At 58.8% G+C, this 25,826-nt stretch carries 25 protein-coding genes; 17 read left to right on the top strand and 8 right to left on the bottom strand.

The genetic code is table 11. The features are described from left to right. Positions 1-74: 74 nt before the first annotated feature. The 5 genes from gabD to fabG all read right to left on the bottom strand — a co-directional run bounded on the left by gabD (position 75) and on the right by fabG (position 5,471). The gene (gene gabD, locus AC1G9C_RS19170) at positions 75-1,517 is read right to left on the bottom strand and encodes an NADP-dependent succinate-semialdehyde dehydrogenase (protein ID WP_457789324.1); all 1,443 of its coding nucleotides are present in this window, start codon (positions 1,515-1,517) and stop codon (positions 75-77) included. A 75-nt stretch (positions 1,518-1,592) separates the two neighbouring features. Further along, on the bottom strand, positions 1,593-3,236 hold the full coding sequence (locus AC1G9C_RS19165) for an acetolactate synthase large subunit (RefSeq protein WP_480408500.1): 1,644 nt from the start codon (positions 3,234-3,236) through the stop codon (positions 1,593-1,595). Positions 3,237-3,273: 37 nt separating this feature from the next. Beyond that, a complete protein-coding gene (locus AC1G9C_RS19160; protein ID WP_480408499.1) occupies positions 3,274-3,618 on the bottom strand; it encodes an antibiotic biosynthesis monooxygenase family protein in 345 nt (114 codons plus the stop codon). A 40-nt stretch (positions 3,619-3,658) separates the two neighbouring features. Beyond that, positions 3,659-4,633 (bottom strand): zinc-dependent alcohol dehydrogenase family protein, encoded by a 975-nt coding sequence (locus AC1G9C_RS19155; protein WP_480408498.1) that lies wholly within the window; start codon positions 4,631-4,633, stop codon positions 3,659-3,661. A gap of 64 nt (positions 4,634-4,697) precedes the next feature. Next, positions 4,698-5,471 carry a 3-oxoacyl-ACP reductase FabG gene (fabG, locus tag AC1G9C_RS19150; RefSeq protein ID WP_480408497.1) on the bottom strand — a complete coding sequence of 258 codons (774 nt, stop codon included), beginning with the start codon at positions 5,469-5,471 and terminating at the stop codon, positions 4,698-4,700. Positions 5,472-5,852: 381 nt separating this feature from the next. On the opposite strand from fabG, the gene qhpR reads away from it, so the two are divergent. Then, positions 5,853-6,905 (top strand): AraC-like transcriptional regulator QhpR, encoded by a 1,053-nt coding sequence (gene qhpR, locus AC1G9C_RS19145; protein WP_457789333.1) that lies wholly within the window; start codon positions 5,853-5,855, stop codon positions 6,903-6,905. 98 nt (positions 6,906-7,003) lie between these two features. On the opposite strand, the gene AC1G9C_RS19140 is transcribed toward qhpR, so the two are convergent. After that, the gene (locus AC1G9C_RS19140) at positions 7,004-8,017 is read right to left on the bottom strand and encodes a phosphotransferase enzyme family protein (RefSeq protein ID WP_457789334.1); all 1,014 of its coding nucleotides are present in this window, start codon (positions 8,015-8,017) and stop codon (positions 7,004-7,006) included. A 259-nt stretch (positions 8,018-8,276) separates the two neighbouring features. On the opposite strand from AC1G9C_RS19140, the gene AC1G9C_RS19135 reads away from it, so the two are divergent. The 4 genes from AC1G9C_RS19135 to AC1G9C_RS19120 all read left to right on the top strand — a co-directional run bounded on the left by AC1G9C_RS19135 (position 8,277) and on the right by AC1G9C_RS19120 (position 14,434). Continuing rightward, positions 8,277-9,587, top strand: coding sequence for an aspartate aminotransferase family protein (locus AC1G9C_RS19135; protein WP_480408496.1), 1,311 nt, complete (start codon positions 8,277-8,279; stop codon positions 9,585-9,587). A gap of 55 nt (positions 9,588-9,642) precedes the next feature. After that, entirely contained in the window at positions 9,643-11,163 is a 1,521-nt protein-coding gene (gene exaC, locus AC1G9C_RS19130; RefSeq protein ID WP_480408495.1) for an acetaldehyde dehydrogenase ExaC, read from the top strand. Positions 11,164-11,236: 73 nt separating this feature from the next. Next, on the top strand, positions 11,237-12,685 hold the full coding sequence (eat, locus tag AC1G9C_RS19125; protein ID WP_480408494.1) for an ethanolamine permease: 1,449 nt from the start codon (positions 11,237-11,239) through the stop codon (positions 12,683-12,685). A gap of 126 nt (positions 12,686-12,811) precedes the next feature. Further along, positions 12,812-14,434, top strand: a complete 1,623-nt coding sequence (locus AC1G9C_RS19120) for an acyl-CoA synthetase (RefSeq protein ID WP_480408493.1) — start codon at positions 12,812-12,814, stop codon at positions 14,432-14,434. 158 nt (positions 14,435-14,592) lie between these two features. On the opposite strand, the gene bkdR is transcribed toward AC1G9C_RS19120, so the two are convergent. Further along, positions 14,593-15,078 (bottom strand): Bkd operon transcriptional regulator BkdR, encoded by a 486-nt coding sequence (gene bkdR / locus AC1G9C_RS19115; RefSeq protein WP_148117580.1) that lies wholly within the window; start codon positions 15,076-15,078, stop codon positions 14,593-14,595. A 136-nt stretch (positions 15,079-15,214) separates the two neighbouring features. On the opposite strand from bkdR, the gene AC1G9C_RS19110 reads away from it, so the two are divergent. Next, positions 15,215-16,174, top strand: a complete 960-nt coding sequence (locus tag AC1G9C_RS19110) for a DMT family transporter (RefSeq protein ID WP_480408492.1) — start codon at positions 15,215-15,217, stop codon at positions 16,172-16,174. 392 nt (positions 16,175-16,566) lie between these two features. Here the strand turns inward: AC1G9C_RS19110 and AC1G9C_RS19105 are convergent, their stop codons facing one another. After that, positions 16,567-17,490: a LysR family transcriptional regulator gene (locus tag AC1G9C_RS19105; protein ID WP_395505921.1), complete on the bottom strand. Its 924-nt coding sequence runs from the start codon at positions 17,488-17,490 to the stop codon at positions 16,567-16,569. A 149-nt stretch (positions 17,491-17,639) separates the two neighbouring features. Here AC1G9C_RS19105 and AC1G9C_RS19100 point away from each other — a divergent pair, with 149 nt between their 5' ends. The 11 genes from AC1G9C_RS19100 to AC1G9C_RS19050 all read left to right on the top strand — a co-directional run bounded on the left by AC1G9C_RS19100 (position 17,640) and on the right by AC1G9C_RS19050 (position 25,809). Then, positions 17,640-18,602 (top strand): LysR family transcriptional regulator, encoded by a 963-nt coding sequence (locus tag AC1G9C_RS19100; RefSeq protein ID WP_480408491.1) that lies wholly within the window; start codon positions 17,640-17,642, stop codon positions 18,600-18,602. Between the two features lie 828 nt (positions 18,603-19,430). Beyond that, entirely contained in the window at positions 19,431-19,865 is a 435-nt protein-coding gene (locus tag AC1G9C_RS19095) for a hypothetical protein (RefSeq protein WP_480408490.1), read from the top strand. Then, positions 19,865-20,707, top strand: a complete 843-nt coding sequence (locus tag AC1G9C_RS19090) for a methyl-accepting chemotaxis protein (protein ID WP_480408489.1) — start codon at positions 19,865-19,867, stop codon at positions 20,705-20,707. Before AC1G9C_RS19095 ends, AC1G9C_RS19090 begins: the two co-directional genes overlap by 1 nt. A gap of 157 nt (positions 20,708-20,864) precedes the next feature. Continuing rightward, positions 20,865-21,074: a YegP family protein gene (locus tag AC1G9C_RS19085; protein WP_480408488.1), complete on the top strand. Its 210-nt coding sequence runs from the start codon at positions 20,865-20,867 to the stop codon at positions 21,072-21,074. 630 nt (positions 21,075-21,704) lie between these two features. Continuing rightward, a complete protein-coding gene (locus tag AC1G9C_RS19080; RefSeq protein WP_480408487.1) occupies positions 21,705-21,923 on the top strand; it encodes a DNA-binding protein in 219 nt (72 codons plus the stop codon). Then, positions 21,920-22,084 (top strand): Arc family DNA-binding protein, encoded by a 165-nt coding sequence (locus tag AC1G9C_RS19075; protein WP_480408486.1) that lies wholly within the window; start codon positions 21,920-21,922, stop codon positions 22,082-22,084. Before AC1G9C_RS19080 ends, AC1G9C_RS19075 begins: the two co-directional genes overlap by 4 nt. Continuing rightward, complete coding sequence (locus tag AC1G9C_RS19070; RefSeq protein ID WP_457789352.1) at positions 22,081-22,296, top strand: hypothetical protein; 216 nt, start codon at positions 22,081-22,083, stop codon at positions 22,294-22,296. The genes AC1G9C_RS19075 and AC1G9C_RS19070 overlap by 4 nt, the downstream gene beginning before the upstream one ends. Continuing rightward, complete coding sequence (locus tag AC1G9C_RS19065) at positions 22,289-22,630, top strand: hypothetical protein (RefSeq protein ID WP_480408485.1); 342 nt, start codon at positions 22,289-22,291, stop codon at positions 22,628-22,630. Before AC1G9C_RS19070 ends, AC1G9C_RS19065 begins: the two co-directional genes overlap by 8 nt. Beyond that, positions 22,623-23,012 carry a hypothetical protein gene (locus AC1G9C_RS19060; protein ID WP_480408484.1) on the top strand — a complete coding sequence of 130 codons (390 nt, stop codon included), beginning with the start codon at positions 22,623-22,625 and terminating at the stop codon, positions 23,010-23,012. Before AC1G9C_RS19065 ends, AC1G9C_RS19060 begins: the two co-directional genes overlap by 8 nt. A 518-nt stretch (positions 23,013-23,530) precedes the next feature. Next, positions 23,531-24,811, top strand: a complete 1,281-nt coding sequence (locus tag AC1G9C_RS19055) for a hypothetical protein (protein WP_480408483.1) — start codon at positions 23,531-23,533, stop codon at positions 24,809-24,811. Beyond that, the gene (locus AC1G9C_RS19050) at positions 24,811-25,809 is read left to right on the top strand and encodes a phage integrase (protein WP_480408482.1); all 999 of its coding nucleotides are present in this window, start codon (positions 24,811-24,813) and stop codon (positions 25,807-25,809) included. The genes AC1G9C_RS19055 and AC1G9C_RS19050 overlap by 1 nt, the downstream gene beginning before the upstream one ends. Positions 25,810-25,826: the final 17 nt, after the last annotated feature.

Raw genomic sequence — 25,826 nt, 5'->3', positions numbered from 1 at the left:
TCTTCTTCAGAGGTTCCTCAGGCCGATGAGGTAAAGAACTGCTAGGTGAAAAATTCTTTACCAGATCGGGAGCTTCATACGCTCAGGCACAGGTATTTGATCTCCAGGTAATCCTCAATACCGTACTTGGAACCTTCACGGCCCAAGCCCGAAGCCTTCATGCCGCCGAACGGTGCGACCTCATTGGAAACAAGACCGGTGTTGACGCCGACCATGCCGTATTCCAGGGCTTCCGCAACACGGAACACTCGGTTCAGGTCACGCGCATAGAAGTACGAGGCCAGACCGAACTCGGTGTCGTTGGACATCGCGATGACTTCGGCTTCGTCTTTGAAACGAAACAGCGGAGCCAGTGGGCCGAAAGTCTCTTCCTTGGCCACGGCTGCGTTGTTTGGCACGTTGGTCAGGATGGTCGGCTCAAAGAAGTTGCCCTCGATGGACTTGCCGCCGGACAGCACGGTCGCGCCTTTGGCAACCGCGTCCACGATATGTTCTTTCACCTTGGCCACGGCTTTTCCATCGATCAGGGGGCCGGCGGTGGTGCCATCTTCCAGACCGTTACCGACCTTCAGTTTGGCCACAGCCACCTTCAGCTTCTCGGCGAAGGCGTCGTAGACCGAATCCTGAATGTACAGACGGTTGGCGCAGACGCAGGTCTGGCCGTTGTTGCGGTACTTGGAAATGATCGCGCCTTCGACGGCCTTATCCAGGTCGGCATCGTCGAACACGATGAACGGCGCGTTACCGCCCAGTTCCAGCGAGACCTTCTTGATGTCCTTGGCGCATTCGGCCATCAGCTGGCGACCGATTTCGGTCGAGCCGGTGAAGGTCAGTTTGCGTACGGTCGGGTTGCCGGTCAGCTCGCTGCCGATGTCGCCGGCGCTGCCAGACACCACGTTGAACACGCCGTTCGGGATGCCGGCACGCTGCGCCAGTTCAGCCAAGGCGAACGCGGAGAACGGGGTTTGCGAAGCCGGCTTGAGCACCATGGTGCAACCGGCGGCCAGGGCCGGCCCGGCTTTACGGGTGATCATCGCGGCCGGGAAGTTCCACGGCGTGATGGCGGCGGTGACGCCGATCGGCTGTTTCAGCACGATCAGGCGCTTGTCCGGCTGGTGGCCCGGAATGACGTCACCGTAGACACGCTTGGCTTCTTCGGCGAACCACTCGATAAAGGAAGCGGCGTAAACGATTTCACCCTTGGCTTCGGCCAAGGGTTTGCCTTGCTCCAAGGTCATCAAGCGCGCCAGGTCGTCCTGGTTCTCGATCATCAGTTCGAACCAACGACGCAGCTTGTTCCCACGTTCCTTTGCCGTCAGCGCGCGCCAGGCCGGCAGTGCCTTGTCCGCCGCTTCTATGGCACGGCGGGTTTCGGCGGCGCCCATTTTCGGCACGCTGCCCAGAATTTCGCCTGTTGCCGGGTTGTCGACCTTGATCGTCTGGGCGCTGTCAGCATCGACCCATGCGCCGTTGATGAAGGCTTGCTGGCGGAACAGTCGGGTGTCTTTGAGCAGCATGATGAACTCCGATTTCAGTACGGAAAGACTGGCGGCACCGCAATGTCGCCTCCAAGACAAACGCGTCTGGCCAGATCAGACCAGGGCACTTCTTCTCTTGATTTCACTGTTGAGAATGAAGTCATTTTCCGAGTAGTCCACCGGGCAATCGATCACGTGCACGCCCGGTTCGCTGATGCAGCGCTGCAACAGCGGCAGGAAGCCTTCGGCGCTTTCCACGCGATGGCCCTGGGCGCCGTAGCTTTGCGCATACATGACGAAGTCCGGGTTGCCGTAGTCCAGGCCAAAATCGGTGAAGCCCATATTCGACTGCTTCCAGCGAATCATGCCGTAGCCGCCGTCGCGCAGGATGATGACCGTCAGGTTCATCTTCAGGCGTACCGCGGTCTCCAACTCCTGGCTGTTCATCATGAAACCACCGTCACCACAGACCGCGACCACCGGCCGATCCGGGCAGACCAGGTGCGCAGCCATGGCCGACGGCAGGCCTGCGCCCATGGTCGCCAGGGCGTTGTCGAGCAGCACGGTGTTCGGCTTGTGCGCCTTGTAGTTGCGCGCGAACCAGATCTTGTAGATGCCGTTATCCAGCGCGATGACGCCTTCGGACGGCAAGGCCTGACGCACGTCAGCGACGAAGCGCTGCGGGTAGATCGGGAAGCGGTTGTCGTCAGCACCCTCGACGATCTGTGCTTCGTTGGCTTCGCGAATCGCCATCAGCCGGCTGAAGTCCCAGTGGTCCTGAATCTGCAGCGCTTCGCCGATCTGCCACACGGCGTTGGCGATATCGCCGATCACTTCCACCTGCGGGAAGTACACGGCATCGACTTCGGCGGAGCGGAAACTGATGTGGATGACTTCGGTACCGCCACGCACCATGAAGAACGGTGGCTTTTCGATCACGTCGTGGCCGATGTTGACGATCAGGTCGGCGGCCTCGATGGCGCGGTGCACGAAGTCGCCCGCAGACAGCGCGGCATTGCCCAGGAAACGTGGGTGGCGCTCATCTACCACGCCCTTGCCCATCTGGGTGGTGACGAAGGGGATGTCGGTCTTGTCGATCAGTTGCTTGAGCACCTTGGCGGTCATCTTGCGGTTGGCGCCAGCGCCGATCACCAGAATCGGGGTGCGGGCGTTCTGCAGCTTCTCGACCGCGGCCTCAATCGCCTTGTGCTCGGCCAGCGGGCGACGGTGCAGGCTTGGCGGGATCGGTGTGCTGTCGGTCTGTTCGGCGGCGATGTCCTCCGGCAGTTCCAGGTGCACGGCACCGGGCTTTTCTTCTTCAGCCAGGCGGAAGGCTTCGCGCATGCGCGCCGGAATGTTGTCGGCCGAGGCGAATTGGTGGGTGTACTTGGTGATGGGCGCCATCATCCCGCATACATCGATGATCTGGAACCGGCCCTGCTTGGACTTCTTGATCGGCTTCTGGCCGGTGATCATCATCATCGGCATGCCGCCCAGGTAGGCGTAGGCGCTGGCGGTCACCAGGTTGGTGGCACCGGGGCCGAGGGTCGACAGACTGACGCCGGTCTTGCCGGTCAGGCGGCCGTAGGTGGCGGCCATGAAACCTGCGGACTGCTCGTGACGGGTCAGTACCAGCTGGATCTTCGACTTGCGCAGGGACTCCAACAGGTCGAGGTTTTCCTCACCGGGAATGCCGAATACGTACTCGACACCTTCGTTTTCCAGGCATTGCACAACAACATCGGCGGCCTTGGCCATTGCTTCACCTCACTGTCTGTGAGCGCTTGCGCGCAATTTAAGGTACTGCCACGCCAAAGATGCTGTTCTGATCGTCATCCTTTCCCGTAGTAAAAGCCGCTCCCTCAATGTGATAGACCGTCGGCTCTCCGGAAAAATATTCCTCCAGGCCCAGCATGAACAGCCGATGGTCTTCGCTCGCTTCGAAGCCCGGCGTGTGGTCCTCGAGTGAAGCCCAGCGCACGATCAGGTTGAATCGCTCGGGGGTTTCGATACCGGGCGCGAGCATGTGGCCGCCATACCCCTTGGCGCGGCGGAGCAGAGGCGCAACCTCGGCAAATGCGCGTTTGAAGGGTTCAATCCGTTCTTTGTGAACGGGCAACAGAGCAATTTCATAAATCATTGCGGTATTCCTCTAGAGTAAGTTCGGCAGTTGCATGCCCTTACGGGGCGAGCGAGGGCTCGACGGCAATCGCGATTTTTCCCTGAAGACCATTGTTGGGCGTCTCCAGCAGGGCATGGGCGAGCCCAATGTCGGCAAGTGAATAGACCGCACCAACATGGGGCCGCAGTTGCCCGCGCTCGACCAATGCCTTCAGCTCATCGAGCTTGCCGCGGTTCTGGCGGGTGAAGACAAAGTGGTAACTGGCATTCTTGCCCCAGGCCTGAATGAGGTTCTGCGGCTTGGCGATGTCCACGATCGAAACCACGCGGCCGAGCTGGGCGAGCGCGTCGGGGCTACGGGTCAAGGTGTCGCCGCCGATGGTGTCGAAGATCACGTCCACGCCCTGGCCATCGGTTTCCCGCAGGATGGCGTCCACGTAATCCTCTTGTTCGTAGTCGATGACCACGTCGGCACCCAGCCCCCGGGCGAACTCGAAGTTCGCTTCGCGCACGGTGGTGAAGACCCGCGCGCCAATGGCCTTTGCCACCTGGATCGCGACATGGCCGACGCCACCCGCGCCGCCGTGGATCAGAATGCTTTCCCCGACCCGGAGCGATACACGCCCGACCAGGGCTTCCCAGACCGTCCCGCCTACCAGCGTCAGGCTGGCCGCCTCGAGATGGCTCAGCGATGCCGGCTTCTTGCCGATGATGCTTTCGGAGGCGACGTGGTACTCGGCATAGCTGCCGTCGCCTTCGAAGATTTGCGTGGTGTACCAGACTTCGTCGCCTGGCACGAAGCTCGTCACCCCCGGGCCGACGGCTTCGACGACGCCGGATACGTCATGCCCGGTGATGGCGGGGAGAGGCACGTAGTCGACGTAGTCGCCCCGACGTACCTGGTAATCCAAGGGGTTGATGGAGGTTGCGTGAACCCGCACCAGCACTTGTCCCGCTTGCGGCACCGGCTTGGGTACGTCGCTCAGTTCGAACGATTGCGGGCCGCCAAACGAATTGAGTATCTGCGCTTTCATTGAAAATCCTCGCTCCGATAAATATCGGGATATTTCGATATGCGGCCCTGTTCAGGCTGGTGGTTCAAGCAAGGGCTTGAAGTGACTCGGGCAGGACCTGGCCACCGTCGATAATCAGGCTTTGCCCGGTGATGTAACCGGCTTCGCGGCTGGCAAAGAACAGGACAGCGCTGGCAACGTCTTCGGGCGTGCCCAGGCGCTTGAGTGGAATGGAGGCCGCCACGCCCGCTTGGTACTCGGCATCCACGTCCAGGAAGCCTTCGGTGACGATGTTGCCGGGGAGTACCGCATTGACGGTGATGCCGTCTTTGGCTAGCTCGATCGCCGCAGTCCGCATGAACCCCAACTGCGCCGCCTTGCTCGCACCGTAATGGACCCAACCAGGAGACCCGGTGACGGGGCCAGTAATCGATGAGGTGAGGATCACCCGACCGTATTCGGCTCGTCGCAGGAGGGGTAGGGCGGCTTGCACGCACAGGAATGTGCCTTTGGCATTGGTTGCCATCACCCGATCCCAGTCGGCCTCGGTCAGGTTTTCCAATGCTGAATTGGGGAAAATGCCAGCATTGCAGCAGAGCACGTCGAGGCCGTCATACATCTCCTCCAGGGTGCGTATCAGCGCCTCGACGGAGGCGGAGTCAGCCACATCGGCGGCCAGCCCCTGTACTTGCAACCCATCGGCGCGCATACCGGCAGCGACGGTTTCGATCTTGTCAGCGTTGCGCGCGGTGATCAGTACACGTGCCCCCTGGATAGCAAACTGCCTGGCAATTCCAAGGCCTATGCCACTGCTGGCACCGGTGACCAGGACACTCTTGCCACTTAATGACGAGAACATCTGCGCAGCTCCTATCCAATGTGGGTGCTGGCATAGTCAGTCAAGCCATGGCGGTCTGCTTGACCGCTCGGCACATTTTTGTGCTCGGCGGTCAACTCCTAAGCAAAAAAGGTTTAGGTTTGTCTTCTGCGGTCAACGACTTATCTCTAGATATCAAGCATTTGCCGCGCCACTAGGCATTCTTGGATTCGCCGCTTATTCGAGGAGAAACTGATAGAAGGAGACCGGTGGTCGCTGATGGCTCAGGTTGTATCGAATGTTGATAAGCTGGATGACATCCCCCTTCAGGATGTGTGTCAAAAAGCGGCATGAAGATTGCCTTACTTTGTGCTTGTCAAAACCGACTTACCGGTCCCATTAGCACTCGTGTGAGAGGTTGCCATGCAACTTGCCACTACGCGGCGACTCGCCGAAGAGCTTCAATCCATTGGAGTTCTCAGTTCGGCTGCAACAGGCTTGGCTGAATTCATCCAGCAGAAAGGTGGAGATGTAGACCGAATCTTCGGTCATGCGGGGTTCGACCCGGAGCATCTGCAGCACCCAACCTTGAGTCTGGATCTCAAGCAGTATTGCGCCGTTTTCGAAGAGGCCGCTCGTCAGACCCAAGATGACAATTTTGGTTTGCGCTACGGCAATCAGTTCAAACCCGACAGCCTGGGGATGCTCGGCTATGTCGGCATCTGCTCGGAAACTCTGGGAGACGCACTGCGTAACGTAGTGAAGGTGTTTCCCATCCATCAGCAAGGCAGCCTGCTGCGCCTTGAGGTGGAGAGCGAATGGTGCCGGCTCGATTACCAGGTGCAGTACGGCGCGATCTTTCGCAAGCGTCAGGACGCTGAATTGTCCATGGGGATGTTCACCAACTTGATGCGTCACGCCCTCGGGCAAAAGTGGGCCCCTGAGCGGGTTCATTTCGAGCACCCGCAGCCGGAGGCCTGGCACGAGCACTGTAAGGCCTTCGATGCTCCGGTCTTCTTTGGCCAGCCCTGTAATTCGCTGGTGTTCAGGAGGAGTGCGCTGGAGAAAGCCATGCCCGATCGTGATAGTCGCCTGCTGGCCATCGTCATGGAAAGCATGGCCCTGTTGGCGCGCCAATGGGGCGAGCGGCAAGAGGGACATGGCATCATCAACGATGTTCAGGCGCAGATCCGAATTCAGCTGGCCGAGGGTGAGCCGAGTCTCGAGCAAGTGGCGGACCTGCTGAATATGACAACCTGGAGCTTGCAGCGACGACTTGGCGAGAAGGGGTTGACCTTTTCTGCTCTGGTCGAAAAAGTGCGCCAGGACTTGGCCCAGTATTACCTGACTCGGACGAGCCTACCCATCTCCGAGCTCGCACTTTTGCTGGGCTATTCAGAAACCAGTGCTTTCTCGCGCGCTTTCCGGCGTTGGCATGGTGCGAGTCCGAAACAGTGGCGCAAGTCCGACGCATAGTTTGTTCCGCCAGCAGAATTCGCTCGGCATCCCAGGGGCCCGCTGCCGCTGCCGAGAACGCTATTTTTTGAAAGTGTCCGACTGTCGTTAATGAAGCTTCATCGAAGCGCGACCTGGGCGAGTTCATCGTTCAAATATCGCCGGCATAGATCAAGGCTTTGCTTCGCCCAGTTCGCCCCGAGGTTACGGACTTGCTGGGTGTCAGCATGGGTTCCGGTCCAGGCCAGAAGCTGGATGCGCCGCTGAATGATGAAGGTCGGAATCATGGCGATGTCGTGCGCCGTCAAACGACTCACCGCCGCATAACCGGCCAGCCAGTGTTCGATCCAGTCATTCAGTCGCTCGTGATGCTCGTAGAAGCTCAGAGCCGAAGCCAGGTCATGCATATACCAGCCAAAACCGCAGTCATCGAAATCGATAACGTGCGTGCGCTCATGATCGACCAGCAGATTGGCCAAACGCAGATCGGCATGAATCAAACCGTACCGTTTAGCGTCCTGACCATAGCCCGCCAGCTCGCGATCCACGCGTTGCAACACCTCCTCGATCAAACCAAACGCGCTGCTGTCCAGATTGACCGCATCCCGCCAGTTTCCCCAGTGTCCCCCGGGGCCGACCATGCTTTGGTGATTCCAGACAATCCGGCGAAAATCGTCTGGGCGCTGCCATTGCTGGCTGTGCTGATGCAGCTTTGCGGTAATGGCGCCCAACCGCATGAAGGCACTGACGTCGACATCTGCGGTGGGCTCGCTCCCGTTGACCCAGTTGAACAGCACCAGATTAAGTTCCTTGCCGATACCCACCCCAGCACTCTGCACATAATGTCCATCCAGGCCTGCGATGGGGCGCGGGACTTGAATGCCTGACGCCTGCAAAGCGCTCAGCCAGTTCAGTTCGCTCTCGATATCGGCTTTTTGGTGATAACCCAGCTTGTGCACGCGCAAGGCATAACGTTGCCCGCCCGGCGTATCGACACGGTAGGTGGCGTTCTCTGAATGACACAGCAGCGTTACTTGCCCTTGCACATGGGGCGGGTAGCAATCGGCGAGCGTGCGGATCGCCACATCGTGCAGGGTCTGAAGGCCGATTTCTTCTTGTTTTGCAGTGCTCATACGTCAGCTCCAGCGTGTTCTGAGGAAAAGTCAGAATCAGGATGGAGAGACTGTCGTGGATGTGCTTGACCTTGGGCGGAGTGAATCTGACTGCAGAGGACAATTACAAGATCCAAGGCTGGAAGTTGACCGCAGCGCAGATAACGAATCTGCCAAGGTCAAGTCGCGCGAAGAAACCAGCGGCACTATTTCCAACACGCATCTGCTACCTGGATGCCGCTTCCGGTACTTCTTTGCACGCCTAGCGAGGCCGCTCAGCATGTTGAAAACCAACGCTTTTTCCCAGGAAAGCAGTAACACTCTCTCGCCGCGCACCCGCGAGATGATCGAGCGCCGACGGCGTTTGCTCGGCCCAGGTTATCAACTGTTCTATCAGAACCCGCTGCATCTGGTTCGTGGTGAAGGCGTCTGGGTCTACGATGTCGAAGGGCAGCGCTATCTGGACGTCTATAACAACGTACCGTCAGTCGGGCATTGCCACCCGCATGTCGTCGATGCCCTGTGTCGCCAGGCACGCCTGCTCAACACGCACACCCGTTACCTGGATGACAACATCCTGGATTTCGCGGAAAAACTGCTGGGAACCATGCCTGGCGAGCTGAGTCAGGCGATGTTTACCTGCACGGGCAGCGAGGCCAACGATCTGGCGGTGCGTATCGCCCGTGACCATACCGGCGGTACCGGTGTGATCGTTACCAGCTACGCCTACCACGGACTCACCGCCAGCATTGCCGAACTGTCTTCCTCGCAGTTTTCGCAACTCGCGGCGAGCCCTGATGTGCGCACGGTTGCGGCGCCCATACATAACCCGCAAGACCCCGAAGAAGTTGGCCGACGGTTTGCCGCCGACGTACGTGCGGCCCTGGCCGATATGCGCCGTCACGGTATCAAGCCAGCGGCCCTGTTACTGGATTCATTCTTCACCAGTGACGGCGGCTTCTTCGACCCGCCCGGTTTCCTGCGCGAAGCCGTCGAGGCTGTGCGAGAGGCCGGTGGCCTGTATATCGCCGACGAAGTCCAGCCGGGCTATGGGCGATCAGGGCGCCATATGTGGGGCTTTCAGTGTCATGGCCTGGTCCCGGACATCGTCACCCTGGGCAAGCCGATGGGCAACGGTCACCCAACGGCGGGCATCACCATCAAGCCGCAAATCCTGGAGCGTTTCGCCAACGAGTCCGGCTATTTCAACACCTTTGCCGGCAATCCGGTTTCGTCCGCTGTCGGGTTGGCGGTACTGGAGGTGATCGAGCGGGAAAAGCTCATCGCCAATGCCCACGAGTCCGGCAAGTTGCTGCTCGAAGGGCTCAAGCGCCTGGCCACACGCCACAGGGGCATCGGCGATGCGCGCGGCATGGGGCTGTATCTGGGCCTCGATTTCACTACCCCGGAGGGGGCGCCCGATGCCGCGACCGCGGCAAAAGTGGTCAACGGCCTGCGAGAGGAGCAGGTGCTGATCGGCGCCGCCGGTCCACACGTCAATACCCTCAAGATCCGCCCACCGCTGGTATTCCAGCGCGAGCATGCAGAGATCTTCCTGAACAGCTTGGCGCGCGTGCTCGAGCGACTCTGACCGGCGCAGCGGTACTGCGCCCGACAATCACAAGAACGATGTCACGGAGAACACCATGATCTACGCAAAACCCGGAACACCCGATGCTGTCATCAAACTCAAGACACGGTACGGCAACTACATCGGTGGCGAATTCGTTGCGCCGGTCAACGGCCTGTACTTCACCAATACCAGCCCGGTCGACGGCTCGCTGATCGGCGAATTCCCCCGCTCCAGCAGCGAAGACATCGAACTGGCGCTGGATGCCGCCCATGCCGCCGCCGATGCCTGGGGCAAGACTTCGGTGCAGAACCGCGCCCTGGTGCTGTTGAAAATTGCCGACCGCATCGAAGCCAACCTCGAGCTGCTGGCCGTGGCCGAAACCTGGGACAACGGCAAGGCCGTTCGCGAAACCCTGAATGCCGACGTGCCGCTGGCAGCCGACCACTTTCGTTACTACGCCGGCTGCATCCGCGCCCAGGAAGGCAGCGCCGCCGAAATCGACGAACACACCGCGGCCTATCACTTCCATGAGCCGCTGGGCGTGGTCGGCCAGATCATTCCGTGGAACTTTCCGCTGTTGATGGCCGCCTGGAAACTCGCTCCAGCCTTGGCCGCCGGTAACTGCGTGATCTTGAAGCCTGCCGAGCAGACTCCGTTGTCGATTACCGTGCTGATGGAGCTGATCGGCGACCTGCTGCCACCGGGCGTGCTCAATGTGGTCCAGGGCTATGGCCGCGAAGCCGGCGAGGCCCTGGCCACCAGCAAGCGCATCGCCAAGATCGCCTTCACCGGCTCCACCCCGGTGGGCTCGCATATCTTGAAATGCGCCGCCGAGAACATCATCCCGTCCACCGTGGAGCTGGGCGGCAAATCGCCGAACATTTTCTTCGAAGACATCATGAACGCCGAGCCGGCCTTTATCGAAAAGGCCGCCGAAGGTTTGGTGCTGGCGTTCTTCAACCAGGGCGAGGTGTGCACCTGCCCGTCGCGCGCGCTGGTGCAGGAGTCGATCTACCCGCAGTTCATGGACGTGGTGATGAGGAAGGTGCTGCAGATCAAGCGCGGCAATCCGTTGGATACTGAGACCATGGTCGGCGCCCAGGCTTCCCAGCAGCAGTTCGAGAAAATTCTTTCGTACCTGGAAATCGCCCAGGAGGAGGGCGCCGAGCTGCTGGCCGGCGGCAGGGTGGAGAAGCTCGAGGGCTCCTTGGCCACCGGCTATTACATCCAGCCGACCCTGCTCAAGGGCCACAACAAGATGCGCGTGTTCCAGGAAGAGATCTTCGGCCCGGTGGTCAGCGTGACCACCTTCAAGGACGAAGCCGAGGCCCTGGCGATTGCCAACGACACCGAGTTCGGCCTGGGCGCCGGGGTGTGGACCCGCGACATCAACCGTGCCTACCGCATGGGGCGCGGTATCAAGGCCGGACGCGTATGGACCAACTGCTACCACCTGTACCCGGCGCATGCCGCGTTCGGTGGCTACAAGAAGTCCGGGGTAGGGCGCGAGACCCACAAGATGATGCTCGATCACTATCAGCAGACCAAGAACCTGCTGATCAGCTACGACATCAATCCGCTGGGCTTTTTCTAAGTACTGCCACTCCCTAATTCGCCTCACGCCGCCGTGCAGGTGCACGGCGGCCGTCATGAAGAGGACCCAGTTCATGTCCATTCAACAAGAACAAACCATCAGCCTCGCGCACGGTGTCGAAACTGAAGGTGTCGATGCGCACTATTTCCAGAACCGACAGTTGAAACAAGGTGCCGCGGGATGGGTGCTGCTTATCGGCCTGGGGGTTGCCTATGTCATATCGGGTGACTTTGCCGGCTGGAACTTCGGCCTGGCCCAAGGCGGGTGGGGCGGCATGTTCCTCGCCACCTTGCTGATGGCCGCCATGTACCTGTGCATGTGCTTCTCCATGGCCGAGCTGTCTTCGATGATTCCCACCGCAGGTGGTGGTTACGGCTTCGTGCGCACGGCCTTCGGGCCCTGGGGTGGCTTCTTCGCGGGCGCTGCGATCCTGCTGGAGTACGCCATCGCGCCGGCCGCTATCGCGGTGTTCATCGGCGCCTACTGCGAATCGCTGTTCGGCGTGGGCGGCTGGCCGATCTACCTGGCGTTCTACACGGTGTTCATCGGTATCCATGTCCTCGGCGCCGGAGAGGCCTTGAAGGTCATGTTCGTGATTACGGCGGTGGCGGCCGTTGCACTTGGCCTGTTCATCGTGACGATGATTCCACACGTTGAAGTTGCCAACCTGTTCGACATCCCGGTGACCGAAGCCAAGGGGGCCAGCAGCTTCCTGCCATTCGGCTATGTCGGCATCTGGGCCGCAATCCCTTACGCGATGTGGTTCTTCCTCGCCGTGGAGGGTGTCGCGCTGGCCGCAGAGGAAACCAAGAACCCCACACGCGACCTGCCACGAGGATTGATTGGCTCGATGCTGCTGCTGCTGATCTTCGCTGCGTTGATTCTGACGGTGGGTCCCGGGGCGGCGGGAGCCATGGCGCTGATGGAGTCCGGTAACCCGCTGGTGGCGGCGCTGGAGGTGGTCCATGGAGGTTCGACCTGGATGAGCCAGTTCGTCAATCTGGTTGGCCTGGCCGGCCTGATCGCCAGTTTCTTCTCGGTGATCTATGCCTATTCGCGGCAGATCTTCGCCTTGTCGCGAGCGGGCTATCTGCCGCGCAAGCTGTCGGTTACCAACCGCAACAAGGCGCCGGTCCACGCACTGGTCGTACCGGGTGTCATCGGTTTCGGCCTGTCGCTGACGGGGCAGGGTGACCTGCTGATCCTGGTCGTGGTGTTCGGCGCGACACTGTCTTACGTGCTGATGATGGCGGCGCATATCGCTCTGCGCATCCGTCGCCCGGATATGCAGCGCCCGTATCGCACGCCAGGCGGCATCGTCACTTCGTCATTCGCCTTGGTGCTGGCGGCGATCGCCCTGGTCGCCGGCTTCCTGGTCGACCCGAAAGTGATGCTGGGGGCGGCGGCAATCTACGGGCTCTTCATTGCCTACTTTGCGTTTTACAGCCGTCACCACCTGGTGTCCGGCACTCCCGAGGAAGAGTTTGCGGCCATCCAGATAGCCGAAGAAACGCCTCATTAGCGACCACCTTTGTTGCGGCCCCGTCGATCAGGCGGGGCCGTTCAAAACCTGATCAGAGCTAACAATCAGCCATTGGAGGCTTCCAGCCCAGCGACTCGGCGGGTGGCCTTCTTACAGGAAAACCTCATGTCGATTTTCGAAACGGGCCTGGCGCCCCTGGCGGTTAACCACATAGCGCTCTCACCGCTGAGCTTCATCGAGCGCACCGCTGCTGTTTACGGACAATATCCCGCGGTCATCCACGGCGCGCTCAGGCGCAATTGGCGAGACACCTATGAGCGTTGCCGGCGCCTTGCCAGTGCGTTGAGTCGGCGGGGCATCGGCAAGGGCGATACGGTGGCGGTGATGCTGCCCAACATTCCGGCGATGCTTGAAGCGCACTTCGGCGTGCCGATGATCGGCGCGGTGCTCAATACGCTGAACGTGCGCCTGGATGCGCCGGCGATTGCCTTCATGCTCGAGCACGGCGAAGCGAAGGTGTTGATCACTGACCGCGAGTTCCACGCTGTGATCCATGAGGCCTTGAGCTTGCTCGCTGATCCGCCACTGGTGGTCGATGTCGATGACCCGGAGTACGGCGCAGGGCGTGCCGTGAGTGAGCTGGATTACGAAGCGTTGCTGGCCGAAGGCGACCCGCAATTTGCCTGGCAGTGGCCGGAGGACGAGTGGCAGGCCATCTCGCTCAACTACACCTCCGGCACCACCGGCAACCCCAAGGGCGTGGTCTATCACCACCGCGGCGCCTACCTGAATGCCTTGGGCAACCAGATGACCTGGGCCATGGGCAACCATCCGGTGTACCTGTGGACGTTGCCGATGTTCCACTGCAATGGCTGGTGCTACCCGTGGACGGTCACCGCGCTCGCCGGCACGCACGTGTTTCTGCGCCGTGTCGAGCCGCAGAAGATCCTGTTGTTGATTCGCGAGCATCGCGTCAGCCACCTGTGTGGCGCGCCAATCGTGCTCAATGCGCTGGTCAATCTGCCGGATGCAGACAAGGCGTCCATCGAGCATCCGGTCGATGCCATGGTGGCCGGTGCAGCACCGCCGGCGAAGGTCATTGGCGCGGTCGAGGAAATGGGTATCAAGGTCACCCACGTGTACGGGCTCACCGAAGTCTACGGGCCAGTGACGGTGTGCGCGTGGCATGGCGAGTGGGATGAAAAACCGCTCGACGAGCGCGCTAGGATCAAATCGCGTCAGGGTGTGCGTTATCCGACGCTGGAAGGTTTGATGGTGGCCGATCCGCAAACCCTGCAACCCGTCCCGAGCGACGGGATCGCCATGGGCGAAGTCTTCATGCGCGGCAACACAGTAATGAAGGGTTACCTGAAAAACCCTGATGCGACTCGCGAGGCTTTCGCTGGCGGTTGGTTTCACACCGGCGATCTAGCGGTGCGACACCCGGACGGCTACATCGAAATCCAGGATCGACTGAAGGACATCATCATCTCCGGCGGTGAAAATATTTCCACCATCGAGATCGAGGGTGTTCTCTATCGCCATCCGGCAGTGCTGGAGGCTGCGGTAGTAGCCCGGCCGGACGAGAAATGGGGAGAAGTGCCCTGCGCGTTCATCGCCCTCAAGGAGGGGCGTGCGGACACTCGGGAGGAGGACATCATTGGGTTTTGCCGCGAGCAGCTGGCCAGTTACAAGTTGCCTAAAATCGTGGTGTTTCGCGAGTTGCCGAAAACCTCGACGGGCAAAATCCAGAAATATTTGCTGCGAGACTGGGCCAGGTCGCTCTGACAAAGTCCGCGGCCATGGGCGCGCGTATGCGTTGGCGTTTGGTGCACCCATGTACAGCGAGCCTTGTTGAGCTGTGGATAGGGGCCTGGGTCGCCCTGGCAGCGGCAAGCTACCAACCGATACACGCAGGCTGAGCGAACTCGCCCACGGGATCCGCTTCATCCAACCACCAACCCATTGGGTGGCAATGGCAGCGCCGTCTTGTAACGCACCTGCTTCAGCGCAAAGCTCGAACGAATGTTCGCGACACCGGGGATTTTGGTCAGATGATCAAGGATGAAGCGCTCCAGCGCCTGAATGTCAGGCACTAGCACGCGTAGCAAGTAATCGGCGTCTCCAGTCATCAAATAACATTCCATCACCTCCGGCCGCTCGGCAATGGCGCTTTCGAAACGCGCCAGTGCATCGACCACCTGTTTTTCCAAGCTGACGTGAATGAACACGTTGACATGCAGACCCAGCAGCTCCGGGGCCAGCAGCGTGACCTGCTGACGAATCAACCCAAGCTCCTCCATGGCCTTGACCCGGTTGAAACAGGGGGTAGAGGAAAGATTGACCGCGCGCGCCAGTTCGGCATTGGTTATGCGCGCATTCTCCTGCAGCCGGTTGAGAATCCCGATGTCGGTCCTATCAAGCTTGCGCATTAAATTTTTCTCCATATTTCAACAATAGGAGAATATTTGACTAAAACTCCGCTGTCTTACAAGTCAATTAGGAAAGTTTCTCTGCCTCGGGACCATTAGGCTGTTCTGTACCCACTAATTGCTTCAGGAGGTCATCGTGACGACCTGCCCGCAAAGCCTGAGTACCGAGGCTCGAAACGCTCCAATATCTGAGCGCATTTTGCTGACCCCTAGAGTCAAGGGGATCGCGTTGCTGCTCTTGGCGATCCTGGTATGGGGCGTCAACTGGCCGGTCATGAAGGCGGGACTTGATCACGTCACCCCCGTTTGGTTCTCAGCCAGCCGCTTCGCACTTGGCGCCTTGTGCCTGTTCCTTCTGCAATTGGCGACCGGCACCCTGTACCGACCCCGTGGGCGCGACTTGCCACTCTTGCTGAGTGTCGGTCTGTTACAGATGCTTGCCTTTACACTGCTCGGCGCGCTGGCCATGACGGACCTCCCAGCGGGTCGTTCGGCTGTGCTCGCCTACACGACCCCGCTATGGGTGACCCCATTGGCCGTGCTCGTCTTTCGTGAACGTCTGGCCCCTCGTCAGCTGTTCGGCGCCGCCCTCGGCATGTTCGGCGTAGCCGTGTTGTTCAACCCGCTGGCGCTGGACTGGAACAATGCGAACCTAGTGCGCGCAAACCTGATGTTGCTGATCGCATCGGCCTGCTGGGCGCTGTGCATTCTGCACCTGCGCTACGCCAACGTACGCGCTACGGCCTACGAGCTTGCTCCTTGGCAGATGCTGGTCGCTGCGGTTCCCCTGCTGGTGCTCGCACGAATCGTCGAGGGACCATTCACAGGCGATGGCTCAATGACGTTCTGGCAGATCGTTTTGTTCGTCGGCCCGCTGGCTACCGCTTTTTGCTTCTGCGCCGTCAACGCCGCAAGCATGTGGCTACCGGCGACGAGCATGTCACTGGCCATGTTGGGTGTGCCGCTGGTGGGCTTGATTAGCTCGGTGTTCTGGTTTGGTGAGAGCTTGAGCATCAGTCTTATTGCCGGTGTGCTTGCGATCTCTGCAGGTATTCTCCTTGCCATGTTGAAGACACGAGCCAGCGGAACATCGTGAACAATCGAACGGCAAGCTCACACCTTGCCGTCGCTGATCCGACAGTCAGTTGCGAGGCAGCCAGAAGGTGAATTGATGAGCGGCACACCTCGGATCAGTACGGCACTAAACGCAGCGCCAGGTAGATGGCGATGCCACGGATCTGGGCCAGGTGAACACCGACCCTTTGATGGCACAAAGTGCGTGCATCGAGCTTTGATCGAATGCGGCTGCCGATGATTGCGGTATCGGCCCGCTTGATAGGGCTTTCTACCGCGATAGCCGCTCGAGCTCAGCAGTTCTGCGCCTATTTATGGCGGACGCTATGTGTTGCTTCGACGTCGCAGCTCTGGCGTTCCAGAAAGTTGTCCTGAGCCAGGTATAGCGATGCTTGTATTCGCAGTTCGGTGGTGTCAGCCAGGCGTAAGGTTGCGTGTCGCTGCAACCTTGGCCATCGCATCTGTAAACGGCGGATTTCTTTCAAATGATTCGATCATCAACTCCGAGAGGATGCGCACTTTTTGCGCTGGGTGCGCGCTGGGCGGCCGCACGATGTAAACGTCCCCTACTGGCAGTGGATAGCGAGTCATGATCGGAACGAGTGCGCCGGAGGCCAGATATTCGTAAGTGACACAATCGGGGAGCCAGGCAATACCGAGCCCCGCTGCCGCAGCACCGGCCAGCGCCGCGCCGTTATCGCTCTTGAAGCGTCCCTGCGGCTGCACGGTGATGACCTTGTTTCCATCCATGAAGCGCCAACTTTCGGCGCCGAGCAACGCCTGGTGGGCGGCGATTTCGTCCGGCGTCTCGGGTGCTCCATGTGCCTTGATGTAGTCCGGGCTGGCGACGAGCTTGCCGTAAATCTGGCCCACGCGTTTGGCCAGCAGGTTCGAGTCGCGTAGGGCGCCGACCCGGATGGCACAATCGAAGCCTTCTGCGACCAGGTCGACGAAGCGATCTCCGTAGGCCGCATCAATCTGAAGGCGAGGGTAGCGGCGTGCCATCTCAGCGAGCACAGGGGCAAAGTGTATCGGGCCGGAGGAAAGCGGCACTGCGACCCGCAATCGACCACGAAGATCCCCGGTGGGAAGAATCGTTTCCCTGGCCGTCTCAATCTCGGCACTGGCTCGGGCCGCATGTTCCCGAAATGTCATACCCGCTTCTGTAAGTGCCGCACCGCGGGTGGTTCGTGCGAGAAGCTGAATGCCAAGGTCCGCTTCCAGTCGGAACAGCCGCCGACTGACGATTGATTTGGAAACTCCAAGGTGGCGCGCGGCGGCTGAGATTCCGCCAGCATCAGCGACCTCAACAAATGTTTGCAGGTCTTCGAGATTCAATCCGGCGTTCCCCATTCCGCGACACAGCTAGCCGCAGAGCGACACTAGCCCATCGTTAATCGCGACAGCAATACTGTGTTCAAGCAGCGTCGCCTCACAGCCTGATCGGCGACAGTCAAAAAATGTACAACTCTGCGTAGGTGCCTAACATGATGAACAGAAATGATTTGCGTCGGGCGGATATCAATCTGCTGGTAGTTTTCGAAACCATGATGCACGAGCAAAATGTTAGCCGTGTCGGCGAGAAACTGTTCCTTGGGCAACCAGCAGTCAGCGCTGCCTTGGGGCGCCTACGCCACCTGTTCGATGACCCCTTGTTCATTCGCACCGGGCGGGTAATGGAGCCTACATCCCGCGCCCAGGAAATTTTCTCCAACCTGACGCCTGCTCTCGACAGTATTGCTGCTGCGCTGGGCTCGTGTCAGACGTTCGACCCGACAACGAGTGAAGCCACTTTTCATATTGGTCTTTCCGATGACGTCGAATACGCCTTGTTACCCACCCTGCTGCGCCGCCTACGCGTCGATGCACCGAACATAAGGCTTGTGGTACGTCGCGCCGATCAATGGCAATTGCCCCAGTTGCTTGCATCCGGGGAAATTTCGCTTGGCATCAGCCATGCCTTGCAGCTGCCGGCCAACGCGCGGAGTAAGCATTTACGGTCGATTCGCCCGATGTTGCTGCGGGCTGACTCTCAGGCTGGCGCACTGAGCCTGGAAGAGTTCTGTCGGCGGCCGCATGCCGTGGTGTCGTCCATGGGCAACGTTATCGAGAATGCCGACCGGGCCCTCCATTCGCTTGGTCGTCAACGTAAAGTCGTCCTCGCTGTGCCGCAGTTCAGCGCCTTACCCATGCTACTCGAAGGCAGCAGCATGATTGCCATCGTGCCGGAATATGTTGCTCAGGCCATGTCTGGCTCGGGGGGGTTGAGAGCGGAAGCCGTGCCAGTTGCACTTCCTCAGCAAGAGCTATCGATGGTCTGGAGAGGGGCTGCTCACAGTGATTCGGGCGAACGGTGGTTGCGTTCGCGATGCAGCTCTTTATTGGGAGCACAGCCCGAAGAACTTGTTCGCCAGAATATGTCGAGCGGTATTGTTGCGGCGGCAGCCTGACTAGCCCGGAGTGCATGCCACAGGCAAAGGCGGAAGTTCAGAATGTCAGTAAGTGCTTGGCACAGGCTGGTTAGTTGATCTGTGGGCACACAGCGCTACCCGCGGTGATACCAGGGAACCCTGCGCAGCAGATGGCTCTGGTGGATAACGAAATCAATCGCATCTGATGCTGCTACTGAGAAAACCGGTTTGTCTCAGTCTGAGTGGGCGCTGACGCCAGGAGGATGATGAGCGCCGCAAGGAGTATTCATGATGCAGACCAGACGATGTTTCCCGAGCTGCCCGCTTGCCAGTTACCGGTAAAGGTTCCGCCTCTAGAAAAGTCAGCCATCGTCAAGCCGGATTATTGGGAGTCTGATCCTGCTGTGACACTTTCGGGACATTCGCAGTCCCTGAAAACACAAAACCCCTGAAATTCTCTAGGAAAATCAGGGGTTTGTGCTTGCTTCAATTGGTGGAGCCGGGGGGATTTGAACCCGTTTTTTGACGCCACTTTATGACGCAATGCCCGGCTTTACTGGCCTCGCCGCGTCATCACGCCCGCATTGCATGGCTATGACGCGCAGTGATTTCGACACTTTTTCGACACGTCGTCTGGACAGCTTTTAGGCCGGCTACTAGCGTCTAGCGTGATAGCTTGTTGGCTACTCTGGTGTGTGGTTGCTCCTCCGTCCCTAGAGTCGCACGTTTTTCTTGTCTTTATGTCGGTCAAGGTTTTGCTGCGTGACAAAGAAAGTTGTCAGCTATCTCCAAAGTGTTTTGGGCGGCAGCAATGTGATCTAGTTGATATCCGTGTTAAATGGATGCGTATTCGTTAAGAGGCAATTAATGGATATTCAATGGATATTCTGGCAGGCGCTAGTGCCCCTTGTTTCACCCGTTATCGTATGGTTTGTGGTCTGTTGGGGGCGTGCCTCGCTTGGGAATACTCATTCTTTAAAGCTGCATCTTAAGACTTGGAGGCAGGTGGTAGAGGAGTATGGTTGGCTAATGTATGCAGTATTCATATCGTTGCAATCTGGCGTGGCTATAAATGCTGCAGAAGATGCTCCGGCATGGATTTTTTGGTTAAATATTTTTGTGTTAGCCATGAGTTTAATTATTTTGGCAATAGCATTTGTAGCGCGATTTGAGGATGGTAATGCAAGCGTTATACTCAAACCATCACATGAGGTTCCAATACAAAGCCGTTCGGCTGGGATTGTTGCTGTTTCTGCCGCAGTTGTTGGTTATTTTGTCATGAGTGCGGGGAGCGTGCTGTGATGAAGAAAGCACTGAGTCAGTTATCCTGTTCTGCTAGCGGAGCTAGTGCTGGTGCTGTAGTGGGAGCAATGATAACGGTTATGGCTCCTGGTGTTGGTGCTGTAATTGGTGGGGTTCTCGGTGCTTTGCTAGGTAAATTCGCAGTTGACTTTAGGTATAAAGAGCACTCTTTGTCTAGTGAGGTGTTGTCTTCTGTGGTTGAAAAAGATAGAGATTTATCAGGGGCTTCATGTGCCTTGGAAGAAGAGAGTGCTAGTGATGCTGTAAGTTACATTGCAGAGTCCGTTGGTAGTGTTGAAGAAGCATCAAGAGCGATTCAGTCTGTGGGTGATAGATCCGCTATTATTGGGTCGATATTGGAAGAGGTTAGAGGCATGAATGAGCAAACACGTGCTCTCGCTCTAGATGCTGCTATAGAGGTAGCTCGTTCAGGTGGGCAGGGCGGAGGTTTTGCTGTTGTCGTTGATGGGGTAATGTCTTTAACGCAAAAAAACCTAGAGTCAACAAGCAGAATAGCTGAATTGGTTGGTTTATTACAAGAAGGGTCTGCGGGCGCCTCATTAATCATGCAAGAAACCGCCCTGAATATTTTAGATGCACAAGGGCGAGTAATAAGTGCGTCTGAGTCACTTGTGGCAATTTCCCGAGCAATAGCAGATATATCTGCAATGAGTGCTAGGATTGCGGCTGCTGCTGAAGATCAGGCAATGATCTCAGGTGGAATTAATGATGCTTTGAGTTATATAAGCGAAAGGGCTGAAGTCACAAGAAAGCTTGCCGATAAAGCTAGTAGTGATTTGTTTGGTCAAAATTCTACCCCCTTTTCTAGTCAAAAAATTTAAGTGGGGGCTGCTCTTGTGTCTGAGTGTTCTTTTTGTGCGTTCTGTAGGGCTGAGTATAAAAGTAATGTGGGTTGGCAATGTCGATAAATGAACTTCTTCCTTGTTATGCTGTTTGCTGTGTGGGTGTAATCTTAACGGTCATTTGATAGGGGGTGTTATGGCAGACGTATCTTATTACTACATATATAAGGATTCTGTTGGTCAGTGGCGTTGGAGATTTACTGCGAAAAATGGAAAGATAATCGCAGTGAGTTCTGAAGGTTATCATAACCTTGCTGATTGCGAACACGCTGTTGGGCTTATGAAAACACAGTCTGCAGGGTCGCCTGTAATTGGTGATGATGACTATAAAAGGTTGCGCGGTTAGTAATCATTAATCTGTGATATGGCTGGTGTTTTCTTGTAGGAGCGAGTTAAGTTTTCGCCCCTATTTGCCGCGGCCTAGTTTCTTGCCTAGGTGCTGCCGTTGCGGTCATGCGCGTACTAATAGCCATGAATGCGGCTAGGGCGGTTACTGCTACTTTCATCATCATGCATCCTTACAAGTGCTTTCCATTTTTCGGGCATACCAGCGCCTAGCTGCTTCCTGGGTGATCGCTATCCCGCGTTGGGTTGGCTCAAGTTTCGGTTGGCTTCGTCGTAGGCCGGGCTTGTTTGTCCAGCTGCAGGCGCAACCTGGCCGCTAGCCAGCCATAGTGCGTACTGAGGGTAAATCTTCACCAGTACGTCTATCTCTTCAGTGCTGATCCGCACTGCTCCCTTGCTGAGGCTTTTCCATCGGTTGTGGTCTGTACCGCTTTCGGTACTGATCCTCTTGGGGCCGTACATCTTGATCAATAGACGAGCCCTATCGCCTGAGCTTTCCATATAGATAATGATTTTCTCTTTGCTTGGGGCAAATGTTGCTCTCACCTACGGTGGGGGCTATATTTGCTCCGAGGGCTATATTTGCTCCCTCGGAATGCCGATCAATGCCGAACATAGTGGATTAAAGCTTATGGATACGGAAGGTCTTGACCCGCAAAAGCTGCACGGCGCCCCGCCCTTGATGCCGTGGCAGAAGTTCGCCGAGTGGATCGGCATGGGCGACGAACCGGTTGTGGTGCGCACCTGGGTAGAACGCAACTACCTGCCTTCCAAGAAGGTGGGCAAACGCACCATGGTCAATGTGGCCCTGCTGACCCAGCAGCTTCTAGAGCAGGAGTGGACGCTGTGAGCCGAACAGACCCGCAATTCAAGCTGCGCGTACCGCCCGAGCTGCGCGCCAAGATCGAACAGTCCGCCTTCGCGGCCCGCCGTTCGATGAACTCGGAAGTCGTCATTCGCCTGGAAGCGAGCTACGCCCAGGACAAAGCCGCCAAGGAGGGCACCCAATGAGCAAGCCAGACGAAAGCCTCGACCTGTGCAGCGTAAAGACCTTCGCCGAGCTGAGCGGCGTGACGGTCGAAGAGGTCATCAACTGGGTGGACAGCAAGACCATCCCCAGCATGAAGCTGGCCGACTTCCGCATGGTCAATCTCGCCCGTCTCCGCGCCGATCTGGAGAAGGGCAAAACCGAGTTCAAGGAAGGGGACTACGCCCATGTCTAAGCCTGCTCTCGCGTTCGATCCCATTACCGCCATCGGCTACATCGGCCAGACCGTGCTCGTCGAACTGCGCTGGGACGACGACAACGAAATGCTATGGCGCTGCTACCACATCGTTGGCGTGGTGCTGCCGGTTCAGGGCGTGTTCGAAGACGGCTACTTCCTCGTCATGCCGTTCGATATCGGTAACGACATGCCGCAAGAGGTCTATTTCGACAGCATCAACACTATTCGCGGCATCAGCGACCGTCACGCCGTCGGTAAGGTGCTGGGCCGCCTGCCGCTGCCGCACCTGATCCAGGGCCACGCCACGCAAGGAGAGCGCCACCATGCGTAAGCCACGTCTCCAGCTCGATGCCGCCACGGCCCTGAGCTATGTCGGGAAAACCGTGCTGCTCGAAACCGCCTGGGACGCTGAGCCGGAATCCTTCTGGCAATGCGTGCACATTGTCGGCGTCCTCTTGCCCACGCCGGATATGCAGGGCGCCCCGTGCTTCTTGGCGGTCGAAGTCAGCTCCAGCACGCGTAACCCGAACGAATACTACTTCGACGACATTTGCACTATCAGGGCGATGCGGTACCGCGACCGGCGCAGTTCCGGCAACGTACTGGGCCGCATGACCCTGACCCATTCGGAAGGGTCCAGGGCCGCGCTCCCGGCTCGTCGGAACAGCTTCACCGTTCCGGCGAACGGAAGCACGGGCGCAGCGCACCCTTGACCCCACGCCATGATGAACAGCCTGACCACGGGAGAGTGGGGCAGCTTCACCGCCCCGCGCTCCCGAGCCCTCGGCGGCAAGAGTGGGATGACAAGGGCAAAGCCCTTGGTGTTGATCCGGCCGCGCCCGCTGCACTTCGCTGACTGCCTCCACCTCGCTTTCCTGGCGCTGCTGAGCGCCTTCCTCTGGTACGCCAGCCTCCCGCCCGTTGATCGTCCCCAGGTGCCTTCCTACACCCAGGAACAGGCCTGCCTGATCGAACCAGACCCATTCAAGGAGCTTGAACGATGGATGAAGCAAGAAAAGTGCGGGCCCTCGACGCACGTGGGTGTGCTTCGGCGCAGCCGGAGCGCGTGCGCGTGCGTCGGGGGCGCAGCGCGCCGCGAGCAGACACCAGCGCCGAGTCAGCGTAGCGCAACGGGCGCTGGTGCCACAGCGGCGCGCCCGCCGCTGACGTCCCTGTAGCACGTCAGAGAGTTAGAGAAAAACTTCCGCATTAATCAGCAATAGGTGAACAGATGAGAAAGCCCAAAGACTTCCTGAGACTGAACATGGTGGCCTGTGAAGACCCGACCGGGCGCCTGTTCGTCGACCCGAGCACAGCCCGTTTTGTCGACCTGTCGAAAGTCCGCCTGCTGCACTGCGGCGTCGATACCGTCCGCCAGTTGTACCGCGGCCTGATCCGCCCGGAAATCATGAGCCTGTTCGACAAGCCCGGCACCATCGTCGACTTCGCCGGAGAGCGCTGGCATGCCGGCCGTGTGGGCAAGGACTCGGGCTACCAGTACAAGCTGCAGAACGCTGACCTGGGCTTCATCCTGCTGGTGAAGAACTTCAACGCCAAGCAGGAGAACATTGGTCCTCACCTGAAAATCGAGGTGTCACCGCATGCCATCGACGCCCTGTCGCCTGAGAGGCTGCAAGCCAGGATGGATTTCTATGCCGAGCAGATCCTCTCGCACCTTGAAGTGAACCAGTGCGCCGTCCACCTCGCTCTGGATCTGCAAGGCTGGCAGCTGCCTGCCGATCTGGTCGCCCATATGCACTGCCGCGCCCGTGCCGCCCGCGACATCTCCGGCATCAAGGAAATTCAGTGGACCCTAGAGTCCGCCACCTACGGTAAGGGCCAGTCCTACCTGTTTGGCTCGGCGGGGAGCGTCCAGCTGGGTATCTACAACAAAACCGCCCAGGCCCGAGCGGTAGACAAGCTCGACTACTGGGAAGGCGTCTGGAAGCGTCGCGACAGCTTCGACGAGGGCGACCCGGACAACTACGACCCCAAGCAAGACGTGTGGCGTGTCGAGCTGCGTTACCACCATTCCGTGATCCAGCAATTCGCCAGCGGTTCGATTGACCTGCACACCGGCAACGCCATCGAAACGAACTGCTACGCCGCTTTCGCCCCACACCTCGATGGCCTGTGGCGCTATGGCCTGGGGCAATTCAAGCTGCTGGCTCGCCCTGGATACTTCGAACCGATCTGGACGCTGATCCGCGAAGACGCCCGAGTCGATCTGCCGGTGGATTCCCTGCTGGATGACACCGAGTACAAGCGGCAGTACAAGACCTCGCGCGGTTTCTCCGGCAAGAACGTGGAGCTGTTCCTGGGAAACTTCGTAAGCCTGCTGGCACGGGAGCGAGTGGGCGCTAGGAGGGGATTTCACCGGCTCAAGGATTGGGAGTGCTGGCCGGTGATCCGCGACCACTATGCCGCCAAGGGCATGGACGAAGACGGCCTGTACAAGCACATCAAGGGCATCCTCGAGGAACGCCATGTTCGCTGGGGGCGTGCTGTCTGATGGCGATTGACCAACTGCCCGATGGCCGCTGGAAGGTGGACGTAGAACCCATCAAGGGCAGGCGCTTCCGCAAGACGTTCAAGACCAAGGGCGAAGCCCAGCGCTTCGAAGCATCCTGCAGGGCCAAGGTTGTCGAGAATCCAGATTGGTCGCCCAGGCCGAAAGACCGTCGCACCCTCACCGAGCTGGTTGGACTCTGGTTCGATCTGCATGGGCATTCCCTGCGTGATGGTGAACGCCGCCGTAGCAAGCTCGATGCTCTGGCCAAGCGCCTGCGCAATCCTCGGGGCGCCAAGCTCGACCCGCAAACCTACGCCCAGGATCGTCGAGTCAGGTTAGGGGAGGGCGCCTCACCCAAGACGCTGAACAACGAGCTGGGCTATCTGCGTGCGGTCTACAACGAGCTGCGTGGATTGGGTGTGATCGACTACGCCAACCCGCTTGACCTGGTGAAGCCGCTCAAGGTGCAGGAACGGGAGCTGTCCTGGCTGACCACTGAACAGATTGCCGAGCTGCTGGAAGAGATTCGGCGCGGCTGCGACAACCCGCACGTCGAGATAATCGCCCTGATCTGTCTGGCCACCGGTGCTCGATGGTCTGAGGCTGAGAAGCTGAAACCGACCGGCCTGCGTAATGGCGTGATCACCTTCAGCGGAACCAAGAACGGCAAGGTTCGTTCGGTGCCCATCACTGCAGGGCTTGAAGCCAAGATCGTCAGGCACTGGAAGCAACACGGCCAGCCAAACTCGGCTATCACCTCGTTCCGCCGCGCCCTGGCCAGGACGACCATCCGCCTACCGAAAGGGCAGGCCGCCCACGCCCTGCGACACACCTTCGCCAGTCACTTCATCCAGAACGGCGGGAACATCCTCACCCTGCAGAAAATCCTGGGTCATTCCAGCCTGGCCATGACCATGCGCTACGCGCACCTGGCCCCAGATCATCTGCAGGATGCTTTACGGTTTGGGCCGATTTCAGAGAACATAGCGCGTCTTTAGCTCCGCGGATGGAGATG

This window comes from Pseudomonas sp. ABa2 (assembly GCF_056676075.1).
The sequence above is the reverse complement of the archived record's forward strand: the minus strand, read 5'-3'. Positions and strand labels throughout refer to the sequence as shown.